At 42.5% G+C, this 21,740-nt stretch carries 14 protein-coding genes and 1 pseudogene; 11 read left to right on the top strand and 4 right to left on the bottom strand.

The window, feature by feature from the left end:
* The first annotated feature begins 38 nt into the window (after positions 1 to 38).
* Positions 39 to 1,121 (top strand): DNA-processing protein DprA, encoded by a 1,083-nt coding sequence (dprA, locus tag P767_RS0114470; protein WP_026765102.1) that lies wholly within the window; start codon positions 39 to 41, stop codon positions 1,119 to 1,121.
* Here the strand turns inward: dprA and P767_RS0114465 are convergent.
* Positions 1,090 to 2,358: an MFS transporter gene (locus P767_RS0114465; protein ID WP_245586907.1), complete on the bottom strand. Its 1,269-nt coding sequence runs from the start codon at positions 2,356 to 2,358 to the stop codon at positions 1,090 to 1,092. The two genes, dprA and P767_RS0114465, sit on opposite strands and share 32 nt — an antisense overlap.
* A 15-nt stretch (positions 2,359 to 2,373) precedes the next feature.
* On the opposite strand from P767_RS0114465, the gene guaB reads away from it, so the two are divergent.
* The 7 genes and pseudogenes from guaB (at position 2,374) to P767_RS0114430 (ending at position 13,355) form a co-directional block, all read left to right on the top strand.
* Entirely contained in the window at positions 2,374 to 3,873 is a 1,500-nt protein-coding gene (guaB, locus tag P767_RS0114460) for an IMP dehydrogenase (protein ID WP_026765100.1), read from the top strand.
* Between the two features lie 11 nt (positions 3,874 to 3,884).
* Complete coding sequence (lnt, locus tag P767_RS0114455; RefSeq protein WP_026765099.1) at positions 3,885 to 5,504, top strand: apolipoprotein N-acyltransferase; 1,620 nt, start codon at positions 3,885 to 3,887, stop codon at positions 5,502 to 5,504.
* Positions 5,479 to 6,306: an alpha/beta fold hydrolase gene (locus P767_RS17280; RefSeq protein WP_051417375.1), complete on the top strand. Its 828-nt coding sequence runs from the start codon at positions 5,479 to 5,481 to the stop codon at positions 6,304 to 6,306. Before lnt ends, P767_RS17280 begins: the two co-directional genes overlap by 26 nt.
* A gap of 1 nt (position 6,307) precedes the next feature.
* Positions 6,308 to 8,908 carry a T9SS C-terminal target domain-containing protein gene (locus P767_RS0114445; RefSeq protein ID WP_026765098.1) on the top strand — a complete coding sequence of 867 codons (2,601 nt, stop codon included), beginning with the start codon at positions 6,308 to 6,310 and terminating at the stop codon, positions 8,906 to 8,908.
* Positions 8,909 to 8,984: 76 nt separating this feature from the next.
* Entirely contained in the window at positions 8,985 to 11,615 is a 2,631-nt protein-coding gene (locus P767_RS17800) for a PKD domain-containing protein (RefSeq protein ID WP_026765097.1), read from the top strand.
* A 24-nt stretch (positions 11,616 to 11,639) separates the two neighbouring features.
* A pseudogene (locus tag P767_RS17270) lies at positions 11,640 to 12,394 on the top strand (SDR family NAD(P)-dependent oxidoreductase).
* 4 nt (positions 12,395 to 12,398) lie between these two features.
* Positions 12,399 to 13,355 (top strand): NAD(P)H-dependent flavin oxidoreductase, encoded by a 957-nt coding sequence (locus tag P767_RS0114430; protein ID WP_026765096.1) that lies wholly within the window; start codon positions 12,399 to 12,401, stop codon positions 13,353 to 13,355.
* On the opposite strand, the gene P767_RS0114425 is transcribed toward P767_RS0114430, so the two are convergent.
* Positions 13,352 to 14,344 carry a sugar phosphate nucleotidyltransferase gene (locus P767_RS0114425; RefSeq protein WP_026765095.1) on the bottom strand — a complete coding sequence of 331 codons (993 nt, stop codon included), beginning with the start codon at positions 14,342 to 14,344 and terminating at the stop codon, positions 13,352 to 13,354. The genes P767_RS0114430 and P767_RS0114425 overlap by 4 nt on opposite strands.
* Before the next feature lie 59 nt (positions 14,345 to 14,403).
* Between P767_RS0114425 and P767_RS0114420 the strand changes: the two genes are divergently transcribed.
* Together P767_RS0114420 and P767_RS0114415 are read left to right on the top strand one after the other, a co-directional pair.
* Positions 14,404 to 15,684, top strand: a complete 1,281-nt coding sequence (locus P767_RS0114420; protein ID WP_026765094.1) for a serine hydroxymethyltransferase — start codon at positions 14,404 to 14,406, stop codon at positions 15,682 to 15,684.
* A 9-nt stretch (positions 15,685 to 15,693) separates the two neighbouring features.
* On the top strand, positions 15,694 to 16,116 hold the full coding sequence (locus P767_RS0114415) for a DUF4293 family protein (RefSeq protein WP_026752568.1): 423 nt from the start codon (positions 15,694 to 15,696) through the stop codon (positions 16,114 to 16,116).
* 58 nt (positions 16,117 to 16,174) lie between these two features.
* Here the strand turns inward: P767_RS0114415 and uvrA are convergent, their stop codons facing one another.
* On the bottom strand, positions 16,175 to 18,991 hold the full coding sequence (gene uvrA, locus P767_RS0114410; RefSeq protein ID WP_026765093.1) for an excinuclease ABC subunit UvrA: 2,817 nt from the start codon (positions 18,989 to 18,991) through the stop codon (positions 16,175 to 16,177).
* A 214-nt stretch (positions 18,992 to 19,205) separates the two neighbouring features.
* Here uvrA and P767_RS0114405 point away from each other — a divergent pair, with 214 nt between their 5' ends.
* Complete coding sequence (locus P767_RS0114405) at positions 19,206 to 19,787, top strand: RNA polymerase sigma factor (RefSeq protein WP_026765092.1); 582 nt, start codon at positions 19,206 to 19,208, stop codon at positions 19,785 to 19,787.
* 93 nt (positions 19,788 to 19,880) lie between these two features.
* On the opposite strand, the gene P767_RS17265 is transcribed toward P767_RS0114405, so the two are convergent.
* A partial coding sequence (locus P767_RS17265) for a protein-disulfide reductase DsbD family protein (protein WP_172637554.1) occupies positions 19,881 to 21,740 on the bottom strand: 1,860 nt, incomplete at its 5' end.

Genomic DNA, 21,740 nt, shown 5'->3' with positions numbered 1-21,740 from the left:
CATTTCTTCCACTTGTTTTAGTTTTCGCAAAAGCTTGTATGGATGATTCCCTGCTCAATCAAATTGCCTTTACCCAAATCCCTTCTATAGGACCGGTTACCCGGAAATTATTACTGGAAGCATTTGAATCGGTTGAAAATATTTTCAGCGCTGCTGTTGCGGATCTTTGTGCAGTTAAGGGGGTAAGAGAAAAAATGGCCAGGGAAATCAAAGCCTTTCTGCCCAATGAAAAAACAAAAGAAATGTTGCAGTTTATTCAGCAGCACAGAATTGTTCCGCTCTTTATAACCGACCCTGGTTATCCGCAGAAATTAAAAGAATGCCCAGATGCACCAACCTTATTGTTTTACAAAGGAACTGCCCATCTTAATGCGGTTAAAATCATTAGCATAGTGGGTACCAGAATGCCTACTGCTTATGGATATCATATTATTGAAACCCTGTTGAAAGCCCTACCCAAAGAAGTATTGATTGTAAGTGGTCTGGCCCTGGGCATTGATACCATAGCTCATCAGCTGGCTTTGGAAAACGGACTGCAAACCATTGGTGTATTGGCGCATGGTTTGGATGAAATCTATCCTCCCCCCAATAAAAACTTGGCCAAAGCTATGATTCCACAAGGAGGATTATTAACCGAGTTTCATTGCAATACCATTCCCGAGAAATACAATTTTCCGAAAAGAAACAGGGTAGTAGCGGGTATGGCTGATGCCACCCTTGTGATTGAAACGGCTTTAAAAGGAGGCAGCATCATTACAGCAGATTTTGCTTCCCAGTACCACCGCGATGTGATTGCCGTACCCGGCAGAATTACCGATCAGCGCAGTAGGGGCTGCAACAAACTGATTCAAGAAAACAGAGCTTCTATTTATACCAATCCTGAAGATCTGTTACAGCAATTGAATTGGGTACCTGCTTTTGCTCCTTTGAATGAAACAGAAAAAAAATGCATTGCGTTTTTGAAAACCAAAGAACTGTTTTCACAAGATGAATTATTAGCATTTACTCAATTGAGTTTTGGCGAATTGGCCAGCCTGATTTTTGATTTGGAAATGAAACAAATTATTCAGGTATTACCTGGCAATCAGCTTACGCTGATGCCCGCTTATTATTCCATTTAATCAGTAACAGGCATGCCACCAAAGAAAGCACTGCCGGAGTAGCAAAAGCCCAAATAAAATATCGGGCATCATTGTGATAAATCCAGCTAGAAAACAATGCACCGGTGCCAATGCCTACCTCGAGTGCGATGTACATGGAAGCTATTGCTTTACCCCTGTTTTCTGGCTCACATAAATCTACCGTCCAGGCGGTTATCACCGGGCTGTTGATACCCCAGCTCAGGCCATACAAAACGGACCCTGCCAACATAACCGGCACCGATCCTGCAAGAGATAAAATAGCCATGGCAACCACCAATGCGGCACTCGATCCTATCAGCACAGGCACTCTTCCGTATTGATCAGAAATTTTTCCGGCAACAAAACGAATGAATAGAGACGCCACGGTGAAAAAGGCAAAAAAAGTCCCTTTGTTGTGCAGTCCTAGGTGTTCACTAAAATCCGGTGCAATGGTTAATATGGTTCCAATGGAAAAACAAAGCAATAAGGTTATGATGGCTGGCCTTAAAGCAGAAGCGTCAAAAATATCGCTGCGCTGAATCTGCAAATCATTCCACTTAAATTTACGGGCAGTAGGCAGGGTCTCTCTTACATTGTATAAAATAATTACCGAACCAAGGGCTAAAAAAGCAGATATATAAAACATGGGATTGTATCCGAAATTATTTACCAGGTAACTTCCCAGCATAGGGCCTGCTGAAGCCCCGATGGTATAGCCAATGGCCAATGCCCCCATGGCTTCTCCCCTTCTGGATTCATGCACCACATCGGCTCCGTATGCGGCTGTAGCAGTGGGCTTGAACCCGGTTGAAAATCCATGCACAAAGCGCAGCAATAAAAAGCCTACCACAGAAGTTAGCACCGGATACAGCAAACTACACACTACACAAACAAGCGAGCCAAATACCATTACCGGCACCCTGCCAATGGTATCGGTCAGTTTCCCGCTAAATGGACGGGAAATACCAGCCATCAACGTAAATAAAGCAATGATCAGCCCCTTGTATTCCGCTCCGCCTATTTTGGTTAAATACCCGGGCAATTCAGGAATCATCATATTGAAGCTGGCTGAAAATAAAAAATTACTCACGCAGAGCAATCCAAACTGAAAGGTAAAATAACGATGATGCGGTTGTAGCGTATTGGATTCCATTGCGTAAATGCGCGAATTACTTTGATCAATTGAATGAGCTGCTGCGAAGGTAACAGAAATAATTTTGGAAGAAAGTTCTGGCATCTGCTATCTTTGCCTATGGCAACAAATCTCAATCAATCCCGCAAAAGCAGTTCTGCTTCTCGTTTATTTGGTGAAGGTTTAACCTTCGATGATGTTCTTCTGATGCCCGCTTACAGTGATATTCTTCCCCGCGAAGTAAACATCAGTACCCATTTAACCAAAGACATTATTCTGAATGTACCCATTTTATCTGCAGCCATGGATACGGTTACAGAAGCCAATCTGGCCATTGCTTTGGCCAGAGAAGGTGGACTGGGTATTCTGCACAAAAACATGAGCATTGAAAAGCAGGCGGAACAAGTGAGAAAAGTAAAGCGCAGTGAAAGCGGAATGATCATTGACCCCATTACTTTATTGGTGGATGCAACCATTGGTGATGCGCTGAAATTGATGAGAGAGAATAAAATCGGGGGCATTCCTGTGGTGGACAATGCTGGTAAATTAGTTGGCATTTTAACCAATAGAGATTTACGCTTCGAAACCGACAACAAGAAAAAGGTTAAAGAAGTAATGACCAAGGAAAATCTGGTGACTGCTCCAGAAGGTACCGACATGAAGAAAGCAGAACATATTCTTCGTCAGTATAAAATTGAGAAACTTCCCGTAGTAAATAAACAAGGAAAATTGATTGGGTTAATTACCTACAGAGATATTTTACAAATCAGAAATTTCCCTAACGCAGTAAAAGACAATCTCGGAAGACTGAGAGTGGGAGCGGCTTTGGGCATTACTAAAGATTTAATGGATCGCGCTGCTGCTTTACAGCATGTTGGGGTAGATATTGTTACCCTCGACTCTGCACATGGTCATAGCAAGGGAGTAATTGAAGCACTGAAAGCTTTGCGTAAAAACTTTAAAAAATTGCCCATTATTGCTGGTAATGTAGGTACCGGTGCAGGTGCAAAAGCACTGGCTGAAGCAGGAGCAGATTGTGTGAAAGTAGGGATTGGACCTGGCTCTATATGTACAACGCGCATTGTAGCCGGTGCCGGGGTTCCTCAGCTAACCGCTATAATGGAAGCCACCAAGGCTTTAAAAGCCAAAGGCATTCCGGTGATTGCAGATGGTGGTATCCGTTACACGGGAGATATGGTTAAAGCATTGGCAGCGGGTGCCAATATGGTGATGATGGGTAGTGTGTTTGCAGGAGTAGAAGAAAGCCCGGGTGAAACTATTATTTACGAAGGAAGAAAATTCAAGGAATACCGTGGCATGGGCAGCTTAGGCGCCATGAGCCAGGGCAGCGGCGACCGATATTTCCAGGACGTGGAAGCCGATATTAAAAAATACGTTCCAGAAGGTATTGAAGGACGTGTGGCATACAAAGGAAATTTGAGTGAAATCATTTATCAGTACGTGGGTGGTCTGCGTTCTGGTATGGGTTATTGTGGTGCCAAAGACATTCCTGCTTTGCAAAAAGCCACTTTCGTAAAAATTACGAATGCAGGTATGAAAGAAAGCCATGCACACGATGTAGACATTACCAAAGAAGCTCCGAATTACAGCAGAAAATAAAACAGTTTCTCATGAAAAAGGGATCTGCTTTTTCTGCAATCGGATTAAGTATTCTTTCTGGCTTAATGCTCATATTGGGTTGGCCTGAATGGTCATTTACCATTGCATTGTTGTTTGCCTGGGTGCCCTTGCTTTGGGTATTGGATCAGCATACCCCTGCATTTAAGTTATTGAAATATCCGGCCCTTACTTTATTGGTCTGGAATACAGGCACTACTTGGTGGTTGTGGAATTCTACGGGCTTTGGTGCAATTGCTGCCATTATTATCAATACCAGCTTAATGTGTTTGCCTTGGTGGGGATACATTACGCTGAGAAAAAAAATGAACCAATCGCAGGCTTTATTGGGATTGGTTGCTTTCTGGTTATGCTTTGAATGGGTACATTTAAACTGGAGCATCAGTTGGCCCTGGCTAACACTGGGCAACGGATTAAGCCCAATTACGCCAATGATTCAATGGTATGCCTACACAGGTGTAGCAGGGGGTTCCTTACTCATCTGGATCATGAATATCCTGGCTTTTCAGTTTCTTTTGGCGCAGAAAAAAAGGAAGCTTGTTCAAGTGGGTATTTTCAGTGCTTCGATGTTTCTGCTGTGGTTATTTGTAGGATGGATGAGCTATCTCTCACAATGGGACAATGGCAAGGAAAACACAAAAGAAAATATTGTTGTGGTTCAACCCAATATTGATCCTTACCAGAAATTTGAATCACTTACCACCGCACAACAAATTGAGAAATTAGTAAGCATTAGTAAAAGCAAAATCAATTCCAACACCAGCATGTTGGTTTGGCCGGAAACCGCCATGAGTGCGGCAGACTGGCAGGATAATATTCCTGTAAATCCTTATTACCAACCCGTGTTTCAACTGCTGCACCAGTACCCGAATCTGCAACTGGTTTCAGGAATTGAAACTTTTAAAAGATATGGAACCACGGCTGCAACTGCCACCGCACGTAAAACAGAAGAAGGCATTTATTACGATGCATTTAATGCAGCTGTTCAATTGCAGGCAAGAAAAGACAGTCAACCCATGGTTGCAATTCAGCCACCTGTTTTTTACAATAAAAGCAAACTGGTTCCAGGGGTAGAGACCCTTCCTTCCTTTCTTCGTTTTATGGCACCGGTTTTTGAACAGTTTGGCGGATCTACCGGTGGTTATGGGGTTTCAGATACACCAGTTGTATTTCGGCATCCCTTGTATCAGCAAAATGCAGCACCCATTATCTGCTATGAAAGTGTGTATGGCGAATATGTAGCCAACTATGTAAAAAGAGGAGCCAATCTGTTAACCATTATGACCAATGATGGCTGGTGGGGCAATACAGACGGACACAAACAACATTTGCAATACGCAAAACTAAGATCCATTGAAACCCGAAGATGGGTGGCGCGTTCCGCCAATACAGGTATTTCTGCTTTTATTGACCCAACTGGGAAAATTGTTCAACAACTGGGATGGGATCAGGCAGGTGCATTAAAGCAAAATATTTACACCAGTAATGAATTGAGTTTTTATGTGCAGCACGGCGACTATATTTTTAAAATTGCAGTTACCTGCAGTGTATTCCTACTACTGATATCTTTGCGTAAACGAAGCAAATATGTCCGTAAAAACCAGTCAGCTTAAAACTCCTTATTACTCGCTGCACTATCGCATTATGGGTAAAGGGCAACCCGTTTTTTTGGTGCATGGATATGGAGAAGACAGCCGTATCTGGAATAACCAGATTGATACGCTTTCTTCCATTTGTCAATTGATTGTACTGGATTTACCTGGCTCGGGACAATCTTTTATTACTCCTAAAGGTTATGCCGAATGGTTGCCCAAACTAAGCATGGAAGACCTGGCCGAATGCATTCATGAAATTGTTCATGTTGAAGATTTGTCACCTGCCATTCTCTTGGGTCATAGCATGGGCGGATATATTTCTCTGGCATTTGCACGTCATTATCCCAATCACCTGAAAGCCCTGGGACTGGTTCACAGCACAGCGTTTGCAGATACTGCAGAAAAAAAATCGGTTCGCCTGAAAAGCATAGAATTCATCAGAGATAATGGCGGATATGCTTTGTTTAAAACGACCATGGTGAATTTATTTGGTGAAGCATTTCGCAATGCAGCCCCTGAAAAAGTGCAGGAACTGGTAGAAGCAACCAAGGCATTTGACCCAACCGTTTTAATGGCGTATACCCGAGCCATGATGCAAAGACCCGACCAGTCCAACTTATTGCGATACCTGCACGAGCCGGTTTTGTTTGTGGCCGGACCGGAAGATATTGCTGCTCCTTTGACAGATCTGGAGCAACAAGCAACAATACCCAATAAATCGTATCTTAAAGTGATGGAGGGTGTGGGCCATATGGGTATGCTTGAAGCTCCCAATGAAATGAACCGGCACTTATCCGGATTCATTCAACTCTTTATCTGATATGAAATTTTTCCGGCTATTGCTTTTTTTATTGCTGATCTGCAATACAAGCCAAGCAAGACATATTGCCGGAGGAGAATTGTATTACAACTATATAAGTCCTGATGCAAACAATCCGGCCAATAGTATTTATGTAATCACTTTGCGTTTATTCAGAGAATGTAATTCGCTGGGACCAACCCTGGAATCAGAACAGGCTAACGTGGGTATATATGAAGGGGATATTTTATTCAGCAGTTTGCCTTTACCGAGAGTTTCGGATGTTAACACGATTTCGCTGAATACAGCGGCCTTCCCTTGTCTGGTGGGCAATGTTGGTGCCTGTTATCAGGTGGCTCTTTATTCTGCAAGCATTTCCTTACCCAATAGTCCTATTGGTTATACTTTGTCCAGACTGGGATGTTGCAGGATAGACTTTATTACCAACCTGGCACAACCTGCAAGTGTGGGCAGTAATTATGTAACCAAAATTCCCGGAAGGAATGCTTTATCCGGAGGTTTTAACAGCAGTCCGCAGTTCAATGTAAAAGACACAGCCCTGATTTGTTCCCAAAAAAAATTCACACTGGATTTTGGTGCAACTGATCCGGATAGCGATTCACTAACTTATAGTTTTTGTGATGCGTTTAGCTCTCCCGGAGGTAATCAGAATGCTGGTCCTCCCGGTATTTTATCCAAAGACCCGCTACCCTACCGATTCCCTTTTAGTGGAAGCCTGCCGCTAGGTGATAAAGTAAGCATTGATCCAGCCACAGGCGTTATCAGTGGAATTGCACCTGCACCTGGCAACTATGTGGTTAATGTTTGTATAACCGAATGGCGCAATGGCAAAGCTTTTAATGAACACAGAAAAGACTTTATCATGGCGGTGCAAGGTTGTGATTTTATTGAAGCGAATTTGCCCGATAAAATTATTCAGTGTAAAAATTTTACTGTGCTGTTCGAGAATGAATCTACTTCTTCGAGTATTACCAATTATGTCTGGAATTTCGGAGACTCCCTCAACAATACTTATCCGCAATCGGGTTCTGTTCTGCATACTTATAAAGACACAGGTGTATACAAGGCTAGTCTTACGGTAACGGGTCCCAAAGGTTGTATTGGCACAGATACGGTAGAAGTGAGGGTATTTCCCGGATTTAAATCAGCATTGTCAATTGACGGAACTTGCTTTTTGAATCCCTATAGCTTCAATGATATCAGTACTTCTGTATATGGTGTGGTAAATTACTGGCGATGGAATTTTGGGGATGAAACCCTTCTGTCGGATACTTCAAGAAATAAAAATGCACAATACCAATATTCCACCACTTCGTTAAAAAATATTCAGTTAATGGTGGGAGATTCAAAAGGATGCTTGGATACCTTAAACCGAACGCTATTGGTTTCAGACAAACCTTTGCTACAGGTACCCTTCAAAGACACATTAATTTGCAGTATTGACAGTTTGCCAATTCGCGTTAACAGCAGTGGTATTTTTAACTGGGAACCCAATGTAGATATCAGCAATACCAATACAGCCAGTGTAGTGGTGTATCCCAAAGTAACCACCCAATACACAGTTAGTATCAACAACAACGGATGCATCAGCAAAGACACCATCACCGTAAACGTTTTGCCATTTATTACTGTTCGTGCCGGTGAAGACAGCACCATTTGTTTGAACGATTCAATTGTTTTGCAGGTAAACAGCCAGGCCCTGCAATACAGATGGACCAACGAATCCGGACAATTTGTTTCCAATGAAAAAAATCCCAGGTTACAACCCTCTCGAACCACTCACTATTTTGTAACCGCTAATCTGGGCAAATGCGAAGACAAAGACAGTATCCGCATTGTTACCGTTCCATATCCTTCCGTAAATGCCGGCATGGACACCAGTATCTGTTTTGGAAATGCAGTAATGTTGAATGCACAGATAGCGGGCAGTAGTTTTCGTTGGTCACCCACGCTGAATATGATGCAGGCCAATTCCTTAAACCCGCTGGTTACCCCTGCCAGCAGCAAAACCTATTACTTAACCGTTAGTGATACTTTGGGTTGCAATAAATCAGTTACGGATTCTGTACAAATTATCATAATTCCCAAACCACTTGTGTTTGCCGGAAGAGATACTGCTGTAAGCGTTAATCAACCCCTGCAGTTAAGTGCATCCGGCGCGCAATTGTATCAATGGTCTCCTTCAACCGGTTTATCAGATGCCCGGATAGCCAATCCGGTTGCCCTATTGGGCAATAATATAGACTCTGTTGTTTATCGTGTAATGGGCAGTAACAACCAATGTTTTGGTGAAGATTCCATTAAAGTTCTTGTATTTAAAAACGGACCCGACTTATATATCCCTTCTGCGTTTACTCCCAATGCAGATGGCAAAAATGATTTGCTAAGACCCATACCCGTGGGCATTGCTCAACTGAATTATTTTGCAGTGTACAGTCGCTGGGGGCAACTGCTTTATAGAACTACCTCAATAGGCGCAGGATGGGATGGTATATTTAATGGAGAGCCTCAACCGGCAGGCACTTATGTTTTTCAGGCCGAAGCAAAAGACTTTTCAGGAAAAACCGTTTATAAAAAAGGAACCGCTGTTTTAATCCGTTGATTGATTTTAACGGATTTTTACTGTTTCAGGCAACCGCCTGCCCCATTTTTGTTTCTTATTGGTTTAACTTGCTACTATGTACAGGATTTGGATTGTTTTAGTGTTTTTATTGAGCTCCCTGACCCATTTGTATGCAGATCACTTAAAAGGAGGCTGGATTCAATACGAATACCTGGGAGATGGAGCAACTGCCAATAGTTCAAGGTATAGAATAACCGTTCGGCAATATTTGCAATGTAACCTTCGTGAGGGTCAAACCGATAATGCCGTTAATCTTGGTATTTTTAATGGAGCAACAAATGCCTTAATTAATACAAGAACCATTGGCAGAAGCGGAAGGGAAACCCCGGACAAAACAACTTATGATCCCTGTTTAAGTTCCAGGCCCAGGGTCTGTTATAATATTGACTTTTATGTAACTGAAATTGATTTACCCAATATTGCTGAAGGTTATTACTTTTCGGTTCAACGCTGTTGCCGTATTGGAAATATTGCCAATGTAGGTGCCATTTCTTCAACCATTGGTGTAAGCTATACGAATACTATACCGGGTATTATAAATGGAATTAGCTATGCCAAAAACAGCAGCCCGGTTTTTGCTCAAAGAGATACGGCCATCGTTTGTTTCAATGCCCCGTTTACTTTTGACTTCGGAGCTACTGATGCAGATGGAGACAGTTTATCTTATTCCTTTTGTTCCGGATTAACGGGTGGTTCTCAGACGAATCCTGTACCAACCACCCCTTCTAATCCGCCCTATGCAGGAGTACCCTATCAAGCTCCTTTTTCAGGATTGGTACCCATGTCGTCGAATGTAACCATCGATCCAACTACAGGTTTAATAAGTGGTATTGCACCAGATATCACCGGAGAATATATTGTTGCAGTCTGTGCCAGTGAATTCAGGAACGGTGTAAAAATTGGAGAGACCCGGAAGGAAATTCATATTCAGGTGGCCGATTGTTCCCTATCTGCAGCAGAACTAAAACCTACCTATATTAGTTGCAATGGGTTTACCTTAACTTTTCAGAACGAGTCAACCGGACTGGTTAATAATTATCTATGGGATTTTGGCGTCACCAATAGTACAACGGATATTTCAACCAATCCTACTCCTACATTTACTTATGCAGATACCGGCACCTACCGCCTAAAATTAAAAGTAACCAATGATGGCGGATGTCAGGACTCTGCGTTTGCTGATGTAAAAATTTATCCCGGCTTCACTCCTGATTTTACCATTACGGGTTCCTGTTTTTTAAATGAATATAGTTTTAAGGATGCTACCCTTACCCGTTATGGCGTAGTAGATAGCTGGCGATGGAATTTTGGAGACAATACCAGCACAGCAGATACTTCCCGCGCCAAAGATTCTGTATGGAAATATCCGGCTCCTGTTAATACCAATGTTTCGCTGATTGTTACCAATAGTAAAGGTTGTATAGATACCATTACGAAACCCCTGATGGTGCTCGACAAACCTTTGCTGAATCTGGTATTCAAAGACACGTTGATCTGCAGCATTGATACGCTTCCGCTTATTGCCAATGTAGGTGCAGGTATTGTAAACTGGACACCGGATATCAGTGGCAGTTTGCTAAGAATCTCCAACAGAAATATTGCGAATCCACTGGTGTATCCGGTTGATACCACGCGATACATTGTAACAGTTAACAACAATGGGTGCATTAATAGTGATACAGTTACCGTAAACGTGCTCGATTTTATTTCTGTGGACGCAGGCCCTTCTGCCATCATTTGCCAAACCGATACCATTCAGCTGCAAACAGTAAGTGATGCACTGAGTTATCAGTGGACATCTGCATCCGGTGCCCCCGTTGACCCCGTGAAATTTCCGAAGCTGGCTCCCTTGCAGGATGAAACCTATTATGTAACGGCCAATCTTGGATATTGTCAGGCAAGAGATTCTGTGCGAATAAGGGTTGCTCCCTATCCTCGCGTAAATATTGGACCCGATACCACCATCTGTTTTGGAAGCCGGTTAAATTTACCTGCAACAATTGTGGGTTCTGCTTTCAGTTGGTCGCCAACCAATTCCATGATTAACGCGAACACATTGAATCCATTGGCCGGACCTTCCAGAAGCACTGCCTATACATTAACCGTTACCGATACACTGGGATGTAATAAACCCGTATCAGATACCATCATTGTCCGCGTAGTTCCGCCAATTGAAGTGAATGCAGGATCCGATACTGTAGCACTGCCCGATCAACCCCTGCAACTGAATGCCAGTGGCACTGGCAGTTTTAACTGGACTCCGCTTACCGGACTCTCTGATCCAACCGTGGCCAATCCTATTCTCACTTTAGCAGCAGGGACAGATTCTATTACCTACCGGGTAAGAGTAACAGGTGAAGCAGGTTGTTACGGCGAAGACGATATTACCGTTCGTGTTTTTTCCGGAGGACCTCAACTCTTTATCCCTACTGCATTTACACCGAATGGGGATGGAAGAAACGATATTCTCAGACCCATTGCAGTAGGAATTACCCAGCTGGTTTATTTTTCTGTTTTCAACAGATGGGGTCAGCAAATTTTCTATACCAATGAACTCAATAAAGGATGGGACGGCAGTTTTAAAGGAGAGCCCCAACCTGCAGGCACTTATATTTTTCAGGCAGAAGGCATTGACTATTTAGGCAATCGTGTTTATAAAAAAGGGACTGCGGTTCTCATTAGATAGTTAATTTTGCACCAAGCCTTCTTTATGAAAAAAACAATTTTGATTACCGGTGCAACAGCCGGATTTGGGAAAGCCACTGCTGAATTATTTGCAGCATCCGGCTGGAACTGCATAATTACCGGCAGAAGAAAAGACAGATTAACCCAACTGGCAGCAGCGTTAACGGCTCAACATTCAATTGAAGTTCTTCCGCTTTGTTTTGATGTACAAAACAGAAAGGAAGTATTTGATGTAATAGAACAATTGCCTGCGCAATGGAAAACCATTGATGTGTTATTGAACAACGCCGGACTGGCATTGGGAAGAGATTCTTTTGAAGCAGCTAATTTAGACGATTGGGAAACCATGATTGATACCAATCTGAAAGGATTGATGTATGTAACCAAAGCGGTATTACCTTTGATGATTGAAAAAAACAGGGTCATATCATTAATATTGGTTCAACCGCTGGCAAAGAAGTGTATAAGGACGGCAACGGATACTGTGCCACCAAACACGCTGTGGACGCCATTTCCAAAGCCATGCGTATAGATTTACTTCCACACCGCATTAAAGTAACTGCCATTCATCCCGGCGCTGCTGAAACAGAATTTTCCATTGTGCGTTTTAAAGGAGATGAACAAAAAGCAGATGCCGTGTATGATGGATATAAAGCATTGCAGGCAAAAGATGTTGCGGACATCATTCACTATGTTGCTCACTTGCCGGCACATGTTTGTATTAATGATTTAGTAGTTACCTGTTTATCCCAAGCCAATTCTTTTTACCTGCACAAATAACCTTATGCAAATCATCGGCCAACCCAATCAGCTTACCGCTTTATTAGGCATTCAATATCCCATTATACAGGCTGGCATGATCTGGGCCAGCGGATGGAAACTGGCCAGTGCAGTAAGCAATGCAGGAGGCCTTGGTATTATTGGCGCAGGCTCTATGTATCCCGATGTATTGAGAGAACATATCCGTCAGTGTAAGGCGGCGACCCTTAATCCCTTTGCTGTTAATATTCCTTTATTGTATCCGGACCTTGATCAGTTGATACAAATTATCATTGAAGAAAAAGTACCCATTGTTTTTACCAGTGCGGGAAATCCAAAAACCTATACCGGATTGTTTAAATCGCATGGCATCAAAGTGGTGCATGTAGTAAGCAGTTCCAAATTTGCATTGAAGGCACAGGAAGCGGGTTGTGATGCGGTAGTAGCGGAAGGTTTTGAAGCGGGCGGTCACAATGGTAGAGAAGAAACCACTACCCTGGTGTTGATTCCTGCTGTGCGCAAAAAAATTACGATTCCCTTAATTGCTGCCGGTGGCATTGCTACCGGTCAGCAAATGTATGCAGCCATTGCACTGGGTGCAGATGGCGTTCAGGTGGGTAGTCGTTTTGTTTGTACACCGGAAGCTTCTTCCCATATTCATTTTAAAGAAGCAGTAGTAGCCGCAGGAGAAGGTGATACCCAATTAAGTCTGAAAAAACTGGTACCGGTTCGTTTACTGAAAAATGAATTTTTTCAGCAGGTAGCAGATGCAGAAAAACGCGGAGCAGATGAAGCAGAACTTTCGCATTTGTTAGGCAGGGCACGCGCTAAAAAAGGCATGTTCGAAGGAGACCTGAAAGAAGGGGAACTGGAAATTGGTCAGGTAGCGGCTTTAATTCATGAAATAAAACCTGCAGCAGATATAGTTGCAGAAATGATTGCAGACTATAATGCCTGCGCAGATCGCATGCCTAAGCTTTAACCAAAATCAATTTCGGTATTGTCTCCAATGTTCAGACTGCGGCTTAATCCTTTTACCGAAGCATCGCTTCCAATTAAGGAATTATCCAATACCACTTCAAACAAACTGGTATAAGAACCAATAATGCTGTCTCTGATAATGGAGTGCTTAACCGTAGTATTGGCACCAATGGCCACATGCGGCCCAATGATGGAATGCGAGATATCGCAACCCGGCGCAATACTTACCGGAGGTATAATAATGGTGTCTTTAAAGTCGTGTATATACTGAATATTACCCCCAAATTTTTTCAGGAGTGTAGCATTGCTCTCTAACAAACTTTCCTTCTTGCCACAATCGAACCAGTTTTTCACTTTAAAATACTGGAACTTGGCGCCTCTTTGTATCATGCAATCCAGGGCATCGGTCAGGTTGTATTCTCCCTGTGTTTTAATATCCTGCATAAACAAGTGATGCAGGCATTCGAACAGGTATTGGGTTTCTTTAATCTTATACAATCCCACCAAGGCCATATTGCTTTTCGGTATGGCGGGCTTCTCTACTACCTGTTCTATAAATCCGTCTTCTCCAATGGTGGCCACACCAAAATTCCTGGGGTCATCTACTTTCTTTACCCCTAACATACTGTATGGACTTTCTACTACTTCCTTAACATCGTATTCGCAAATGGTGTCTCCTAAAACCACAAACACTTCATCGTTCCCTACAATCGACTTGGTTAATTCAATGGCATGTCCGGTACCCTGACGTTCGTTTTGAAAAACAAAATGGGTGGTCAGGTCAGGATAGGTCTGTTTAACATAGTCCTGAATTTTCTCTCCTAAATAGCCAACAATAAAAATAAATTCGTGTATCCCCGCCTCTCTTAACTGATCCACAATAAAGCTCAGAATGGTTTTGCCCGCAATTGGAATCAAAGCCTTGGGTTGGGTATAGGTATGGGGTCTAAGTTTTGTTCCTGCTCCTGCTACGGGTATAATCGCTTTCATAAGGTCAAATGGGGCTGTAAAATAGTAAATAACGCGTAAATTTGACAAAAATACACTTCATGCAGAGAGATACACTGGTTTTTGACCTGATTAGAAAAGAATTAGAAAGACAGAGACACGGAATTGAATTAATTGCTTCAGAAAATTTTACCAGTCTGCAGGTAATGCAGGCCATGGGCAATGTAATGACCAATAAATACGCTGAAGGGTATCCTGGCAGAAGATACTATGCCGGCTGTGAAATTGTAGACCAGACCGAACAGCTGGCCATTGATCGTTTAAAAGAAATTTTTGGTGTTGAATATGCCAACGTACAACCCCATAGTGGTGCGCAGGCCAATGCAGCCGTTGCACTGGCCGTATTGCAACCAGGTGACGCAACTTTGGGCTTAGACCTGAGTATGGGCGGACACTTAACCCATGGCAGTGCCGTGAACTATTCCGGTAAACTATATCGTCCGCATTTTTATGGTGTTACCAGAGAAGAGGGGTTGATTGATTATGAAATGCTGGAAGCAAAAGCCCGCGAAGTAAAACCGAAATTAATTTATTGTGGTGCTTCTGCCTATAGCAGAGACTGGGATTATGCCAGAATTAGAAAAGTAGCTGATGAAGTAGGTGCATTGGTGTTGGCAGATATTGCACACCCTGCCGGATTGATTGCTAAAAAATTATTGAACTCTCCTTTTGAACATTGTCACTTTGTAACTTCTACCACCCATAAAACCTTACGCGGCCCCAGAGGTGGCGTAATTATGATGAACAAGGATTTTGAAAATCCTTGGGGACTAAAAGATGTAAAAGGAAATATCAGAATGATGAGCAATCTGCTCGACATGGCTGTGTTCCCGGGCATTCAGGGTGGACCTTTGCAGCACGTGATTGCTGCAAAAGCAATTGCTTTTGGAGAAATTTTATCCGATGAATTCCTGGTTTATCAGCAGCAGGTGCAAAAGAATGCACAGGCAATGGCAAAAGAGTTTGTAAACAGAGGCTATCATATCATCAGCGGCGGTACCGATAATCACCTGATGCTGATTGACCTGAGAAATAAAAATATCAGCGGTAAAAAAGCAGAACAGGTATTGGTTCAGGCAGATATTACTGCCAATAAAAATATGGTTCCGTTTGATGACAAGTCTGCGTTTGTTACTTCTGGTATCCGCTTTGGTGTTCCCGCCATTACTACCAGAGGAATGAAAGAAGAACATATGCCGTTTGTGGTAGATGCCATTGATAAAGTTCTGATGAATGCAGATGATACCGCTGTTATTGGTGCGGTTCGCAAAGACGTGAATGCCTTTATGGAACAATTTATATTATACCCTGAAATGGGCTAAACCCTATTTATGTTACAAAGAATTCAAAGTATCTGGTTATTACTGGCCGCCAGCCTGAGCGGATTGAGTACGCAGTTCTCCTTTTTCAGTGGCAATAGAATCAATACCACTACCAACGAAAAAGAATGGGTGGAATTTACTGCATTAGAAAGCAGCTTAACTTCTATCATTGCCATTGCATTGGCTGTTGCTGCATTGGTAACCATTTTTATGTACAAGGATCGTAAAAGACAATTAATGGTTACCCTTGCCATATTGGTGGTGTCCGGCATTCAGATTGCCCTGTACTTCAGTGCCAGCAATGGTTTTACGGAATCCAAAACAGATTTAACTTCATTGATCAGTTTTGCCATACCGGTATTTTTTGTATTGGCAGCACTGGGCATTTACAAGGATGAACAGCTGGTAAAAAACGCCGATCGACTTAGATAGATAGTACGGCTAAAATAGATAGATCTAAAAGAAAGCGCAATCAATGATTGCGCTTTCTTTATGCTACAATAAAGGGTTTGGTAATGCTTTTTTTACTGGATTTAATTCCGGCAGGTATGCCTGCATAAACCAGCTCACCTCCTTTATCACCCGCTTCAGGTCCTAATTCAATTAACCAGTCGGCAGCCTTCAATACATCTGTATTGTGTTCAATTACAATCAGCGAATGGCCTTGTTCAATTAATGCATTGAACGAGTTGAGCAATTTCTGTATATCATGAAAATGCAATCCGGTTGTGGGCTCGTCAAAAATAAAGAGCACTTGACCAATGCCTTTTCCTTTTCCCAGGAAGCTGGCCAGTTTTACCCGCTGCGCTTCCCCTCCACTTAAGGTATTACTGCTTTGTCCTAATTTAATATAGCCCAGACCCACATCCTGCAAGGTCTTGATGGCCTTCTGAATTTGCTTTTCTTCTTTAAAGAATTCATAGGCATCGTCTACACTCATTTCCAGGATATCGTGAATGGATGCCTGTTGGTATTTTACTTCCAGCACTTCTTCCTTGAAACGCTTGCCGCCACAGGATTCACAGGTTAAATGCACATCGGCCAGAAATTGCATTTCTACAATAGTCTCGCCTTCTCCCTTACAGGTATCGCATCTTCCTCCATCTACATTAAAGGAAAAATGCTTGGGCTGAAAGCCGCGCATTTTGGCCAGTCCCTGTTTGGCAAACAAATCCCTGATGGCATCGTAGGCTTTGATATAGGTGATTGGGTTACTACGGGAAGATTTACCAATCGGTTGCTGGTCGATCATTTCAATATGAGATATGCTGTCGATATCTCCCGTAATTGCTTTATGTAAGCCTACTTTCTCCGCTGCTTCCCCTTTTATTTTCAGAATGCCGGGATATAATATTTGTTTTACCAATGTTGTCTTTCCGCTACCACTCACCCCTGCTACCACACAAAAACAATGCAGAGGAAATTCAACGGTGATGTCTTTTAAATTATGCTGTCTGGCTCCTTCTACTTTTATACTGCTGTTCCATTTGCGCAGTGTTTTAGGAACCTGAATCTGTAGCTGACCACTTAAGTATTTTCCTGTTAAACTTTTTTTGTCTTTAATGATGGTGGCATAATCGCCGCTGGCTACTACTTCCCCTCCTAAATGAGAAGCCAGGGGGCCCATATCAATAATATGATCGGCTTCACGCATCATCAGTTCATCGTGTTCCACTACCACAACCGTATTACCTAAATCGCGCAGTGTTTTTAAAACACCAATGAGGCGTTCAGTATCCCGTGAATGTAAACCAATGGAAGGTTCATCTAAAATATACAATGAGTTGGTCAGGTTACTTCCCAGGTTTCGGGTAAGCTGAATGCGCTGACTTTCGCCCCCACTCAGGGTATTGGCCAGCCTGTCCAGGGTTAAATACCCCAAACCCACATCCAGTAAGGTTTGCAGACGCTGATGTACTTCTACTAATATTCTTTTTCCAATGGCATATTCATGATTGGTCCATTCAATACCATCTATCCATTGCTTCAGATCGGCTACCGGCATATTGCATAACTCAGCTATATGCCTTCCTCTTATTTTTATATACAATGCATCTTCTCTTAACCTGTAACCATTACAGGAAGTACAGGTGGTTCTTCCCCTGTAGCGACTCAATAATACCCTGTACTGTACTTTATATAAGTTCTGTTCTACCTCCTTAAAGAAATCATGGATACCCAATGCGCCGCCTGCACCGTTCCACAATTGATCCAGTTGCGTTGTTGTTAAATCCATGATAGACTTGTGGATAGGGAATCCTGTTTTAGATGCGCTTTTCATGAACTGTTCTTTCCACCAGCCCATTTTTTCTCCCTTCCAGGGCGCCACTGCATTTTCATACAAAGACAATCTTTTATCGGGAATCACCAGATCCTGATCAATTCCCAGCACTTGTCCGAAACCTTCACATAGCGGACAGGCGCCATAAGGATTATTAAATGAAAACAAATTGGGGCTGGGCTCTTCAAATACCTTCCCATCTGCTTCAAACTGATTACTAAAGTGTACCAGCTTTTCTCCGTTAATTTCAATGAGCATTTTTCCATGTCCTTCAAAAAAAGCTGTACCGATTGAATCGGCCAGCCGATGCAGGTCTTCTTCTTCCAATGCTTTAACAACAAAGCGGTCAATCAGCACATAGTAATTGGATGCATGCAACTTCCAGTCTTTAGCCAGTTCCGCGTTGTTCATTTCAAGCAACTCTTCTATGCGCACAGGTTTTCCGGGTTTGCCTTTCTGCATCAGGAACATTCTGGAAAAACCTTTTTGCATCAATATATTTAGTTCCTCCCTGATTTCCCGGTTGGCGTGTTGTTGAAATGCTACCAGAAAAACAATTTTATCTCCTTCTGCCAATGCCTGCACGGTTTGCAATACATCTGACACTTCATCTTTTCTTACTTCCTTGCCACTAATGGGTGAAATGGTTTTACCCACCCTTGCAAATAACAAACGCAGGTAATCATAAATCTCCGTCATACTGCCTACTGTACTTCGGGGTGTACGGGTTATTACTTTCTGTTCAATGGCAATAGCAGGACATAATCCCTTTATATAATCCACATCGGGTTTAACCATACGCGACATGAATTGTCTGGCGTAGGCACTTAAACTTTCTGCATATCTTCTCTGTCCTTCTGCAAAAAGCGTATCAATGGTTAAAGAGGATTTTCCACTGCCCGATACGCCGGTTACTACAATCAGTTTATTGCGTGGAAAAGAAACGGTAACATTCTTCAGGTTATGGGTTCTTGCTCCACAAACCAATATATCGGTGGATTCTGCTGTGTTTTTGCTCTTTGCCATAGGGTTCACAAATTAAACAGATTATTACAGCTTTGGTTGAAGAAAAGAGAAATAACGGCCAAAAAATCAATCACTTAGGATGTGAATAACCTAAAGCCTCTCCAACTTGATTTCCACAAAGGATTTCCGTAAGCAAAACATTTCTATTTTGTTCAGGATTTAAAAAATCGTTGTCCAATATCCTGATTTTAATCCTGACTCAAAAACCTAAACTATGAGAACATTAGACCATGCGTCTGATACAGAGCTGATAAGGGCATTTCAAGATGGGGACACCGATGCTTTTGAAACCCTTATCTACCGTTATAAAGACAAAATATTTTCCTCTATTTTGTTTTTTGTTAAAGACACTTATCTGGCAGAAGATCTTTTCCAGGACGTCTTTATCAAAATTATTGATACCCTGAAAAACAAGCGCTACACCGAAGAAGGCAAGTTCTTACCCTGGGCATTGAGAATCTCTCACAACCTATGCGTAGACTACTTCAGAAAAGTAAAGCGTACTCCGGCCATTAAAACCAGCGACAACAAAGATATTTTTGATGTACTGCAGATTTCAGAAGAAGGTCCGGATGGCAAAATCATGCAGGGCCAAAGCCATGACCGTGTAAGAAAAATGCTGGATCTGTTACCGGAAGAACAAAGAGAAATTATCGTACTCAGACATTATGCCAACCTGAGCTTCAAGGAAATTGCTGAAATTACCAATTGCAGCATCAATACGGCTTTGGGCAGGATGCGCTATGGTTTAATCAACCTTAGAAAAATGATGGTGGAAAAACAAATCGCTTTATAGTTTTGCATAGGATAAACAAAAAGCCCCGAAAACTTCGGGGCTTTTTTATTAGTTGTATACACTTTGCAAATGATTGTATTGTTACTACCAATCCTATTTGCCTTTTGCGTCAAATGCGGCTTTCGCTGCATCCAAGTGTGCTATGAATTTTTTAATGTCCGGATCGTATCCGTATTTAATACTACTTAAGGGTTTACCATCTAAATCTAAGAACATGTACAGAGGCTGCGCATTAAACCCGAACTGTGTTATTTCATAATCGAGGTTCTTGTCTCCTTCTGTTAACACTTTGTCTCCGTCTTTTTTGGTGTATTGCTCACCGGCAGGTAAAGGAGTAGATTCATCCACATATAAACTCACCAGTACAAAGTTCTCCTTCATTCTCTTCAATACTTCCGGATCTTTCCATACTTCCTTTTCCATCTTGCGGCAATTGGCGCAGCTATGCCCCGTAAAGTCGAGCATTACAGGCTTATTCAATGCTTTGGCCGCAGCCATTCCTTCCTCCAGTGTAAAATAGGCAACCAAACCATAAGGCACGTGCAGTTTATCCGCAAGTCTTTTGGGTGGTGCGGCCAGTGAACCCGTATTGGTGCCGGATGCCGGGGCATTTCCAATCTGATACTTCAATGCATCCAGGTTAAATTCCTGCGTTCCATCCGGAGGAATGAATCCACTCAAGTGTCTTAATGGTGCTCCCCATAAACCCGGTAATATATACAAGGCAAAGGAAAAAGAAGCCATGGCAAAAAACAAACGGGGCACTGATATATACGGCAGATCACTATCGTGTGAGAACTTCAGTTTGCCCAATAAATAAATACCAAGCAATACAAAAATCACAATCCACAATACCAGAAAAACATCTCTGTCTAATAAACGCCAGTGATAAATTAAATCTACGTTCGATAAAAATTTCAATGCCAGTGCAAGCTCAATAAAGCCAAAACTTACTTTCACTGAATTCAGCCATCCTCCGCTCTTTGGCAATGACTGCAGCATCGATGGAAAGAATGCGAATAGTGAAAACGGCAATGCCAATCCCACCCCAAAACCCAGCATACCTATAATGGGTGCAGTACTTACCCCACCTGTACTGGTTTGTCCAAGCAATGTTCCTACAATAGGACCCGTGCAGGAGAAAGAAACAATTACCAGTGTAAGCGCCATGAAAAAGATACCACCCAATCCACCCTTTCCTGCTTTCTGATCTGCCTTATTGGCCCAGCTATTGGGCAATTGCAGTTCAAAAGCACCAAAGAAGGAAATGGCAAATACCAAAAAGATGGCAAAGAATAATAAATTGGAAATGGCACTGGTTGAAATCTGATACAGAATATCATCGCCAAATAACAAGACCAGCAATATGGTTGGAATGGTGTAAATGCCAATGATGGAAATGGAATACCACAATGCGTTGCGAATGCCCTCTACCCTTGTTTTACTTCTTTTTAAAAAGAAACTCACCGTAACAGGAATCAATGGAAACACACAGGGCGTAATTACTGCCAGCAACCCGGTTAAAAAAGTCAGCAGAAAAATCTGCCATAAACTCTGGTTCGCAATATCATCCTCCGCACTGGTTTCTGTTGCAGTAGCAGCCGGTATATCAACTACAAAATTTTCTACTCCACTCGGATACTGGTCTCCGGATTTGGCCAGCCAGTTAAACTGACCGCTAACAGATACTTGGTCTGCTGCCTTTACACGCAAACCATACATAAATTGTACACTGTCTTCAAATACTTTTAATGAAGGCTGACCAGCATCAGCAGGCAGTGCAAGCGCTTTTCCTTTCTCTTCCACCTCATTGGTAAGCAAGCCCTGCAGGGAATCGCTCAATTGCAAACTGGAGAGGAACTCCTCTTCTGCCGATTGTTTTTTTACACCAAAGAGCTGATGATTTTTAGCGATACTGGTTTTTACTATCAGCTGAACAAGACTATCGTTCAC

Origin of the sequence: Sediminibacterium salmoneum NBRC 103935 (assembly GCF_000511175.1) — a bacterium.
GTDB lineage: Bacteria > Bacteroidota > Bacteroidia > Chitinophagales > Chitinophagaceae > Sediminibacterium > Sediminibacterium salmoneum.
This window is presented reverse-complemented; position numbering and strand designations above follow the sequence as displayed.

What these genes read in the sequence shown, in the direction of transcription:
- guaB (WP_026765100.1), top strand. Translation starts at nt 2,374, where the DNA reads ATGGCAACAAATCTCAATCAATCCCGCAAAAGCAGTTCTGCTTCTCGT.
- P767_RS0114445 (WP_026765098.1), top strand. Translation starts at nt 6,308, where the DNA reads ATGAAATTTTTCCGGCTATTGCTTTTTTTATTGCTGATCTGCAATACA.
- P767_RS0114405 (WP_026765092.1), top strand. Translation starts at nt 19,206, where the DNA reads ATGAGAACATTAGACCATGCGTCTGATACAGAGCTGATAAGGGCATTT.
- P767_RS17280 (WP_051417375.1), top strand. Translation starts at nt 5,479, where the DNA reads ATGTCCGTAAAAACCAGTCAGCTTAAAACTCCTTATTACTCGCTGCAC.
- P767_RS0114420 (WP_026765094.1), top strand. Translation starts at nt 14,404, where the DNA reads ATGCAGAGAGATACACTGGTTTTTGACCTGATTAGAAAAGAATTAGAA.
- P767_RS0114415 (WP_026752568.1), top strand. Translation starts at nt 15,694, where the DNA reads ATGTTACAAAGAATTCAAAGTATCTGGTTATTACTGGCCGCCAGCCTG.
- P767_RS17800 (WP_026765097.1), top strand. Translation starts at nt 8,985, where the DNA reads ATGTACAGGATTTGGATTGTTTTAGTGTTTTTATTGAGCTCCCTGACC.
- P767_RS0114430 (WP_026765096.1), top strand. Translation starts at nt 12,399, where the DNA reads ATGCAAATCATCGGCCAACCCAATCAGCTTACCGCTTTATTAGGCATT.
- lnt (WP_026765099.1), top strand. Translation starts at nt 3,885, where the DNA reads ATGAAAAAGGGATCTGCTTTTTCTGCAATCGGATTAAGTATTCTTTCT.
- P767_RS0114465 (WP_245586907.1), bottom strand. Translation starts at nt 2,358, where the DNA reads ATGCCAGAACTTTCTTCCAAAATTATTTCTGTTACCTTCGCAGCAGCT.
- P767_RS0114425 (WP_026765095.1), bottom strand. Translation starts at nt 14,344, where the DNA reads ATGAAAGCGATTATACCCGTAGCAGGAGCAGGAACAAAACTTAGACCC.
- dprA (WP_026765102.1), top strand. Translation starts at nt 39, where the DNA reads ATGGATGATTCCCTGCTCAATCAAATTGCCTTTACCCAAATCCCTTCT.
- uvrA (WP_026765093.1), bottom strand. Translation starts at nt 18,991, where the DNA reads ATGGCAAAGAGCAAAAACACAGCAGAATCCACCGATATATTGGTTTGT.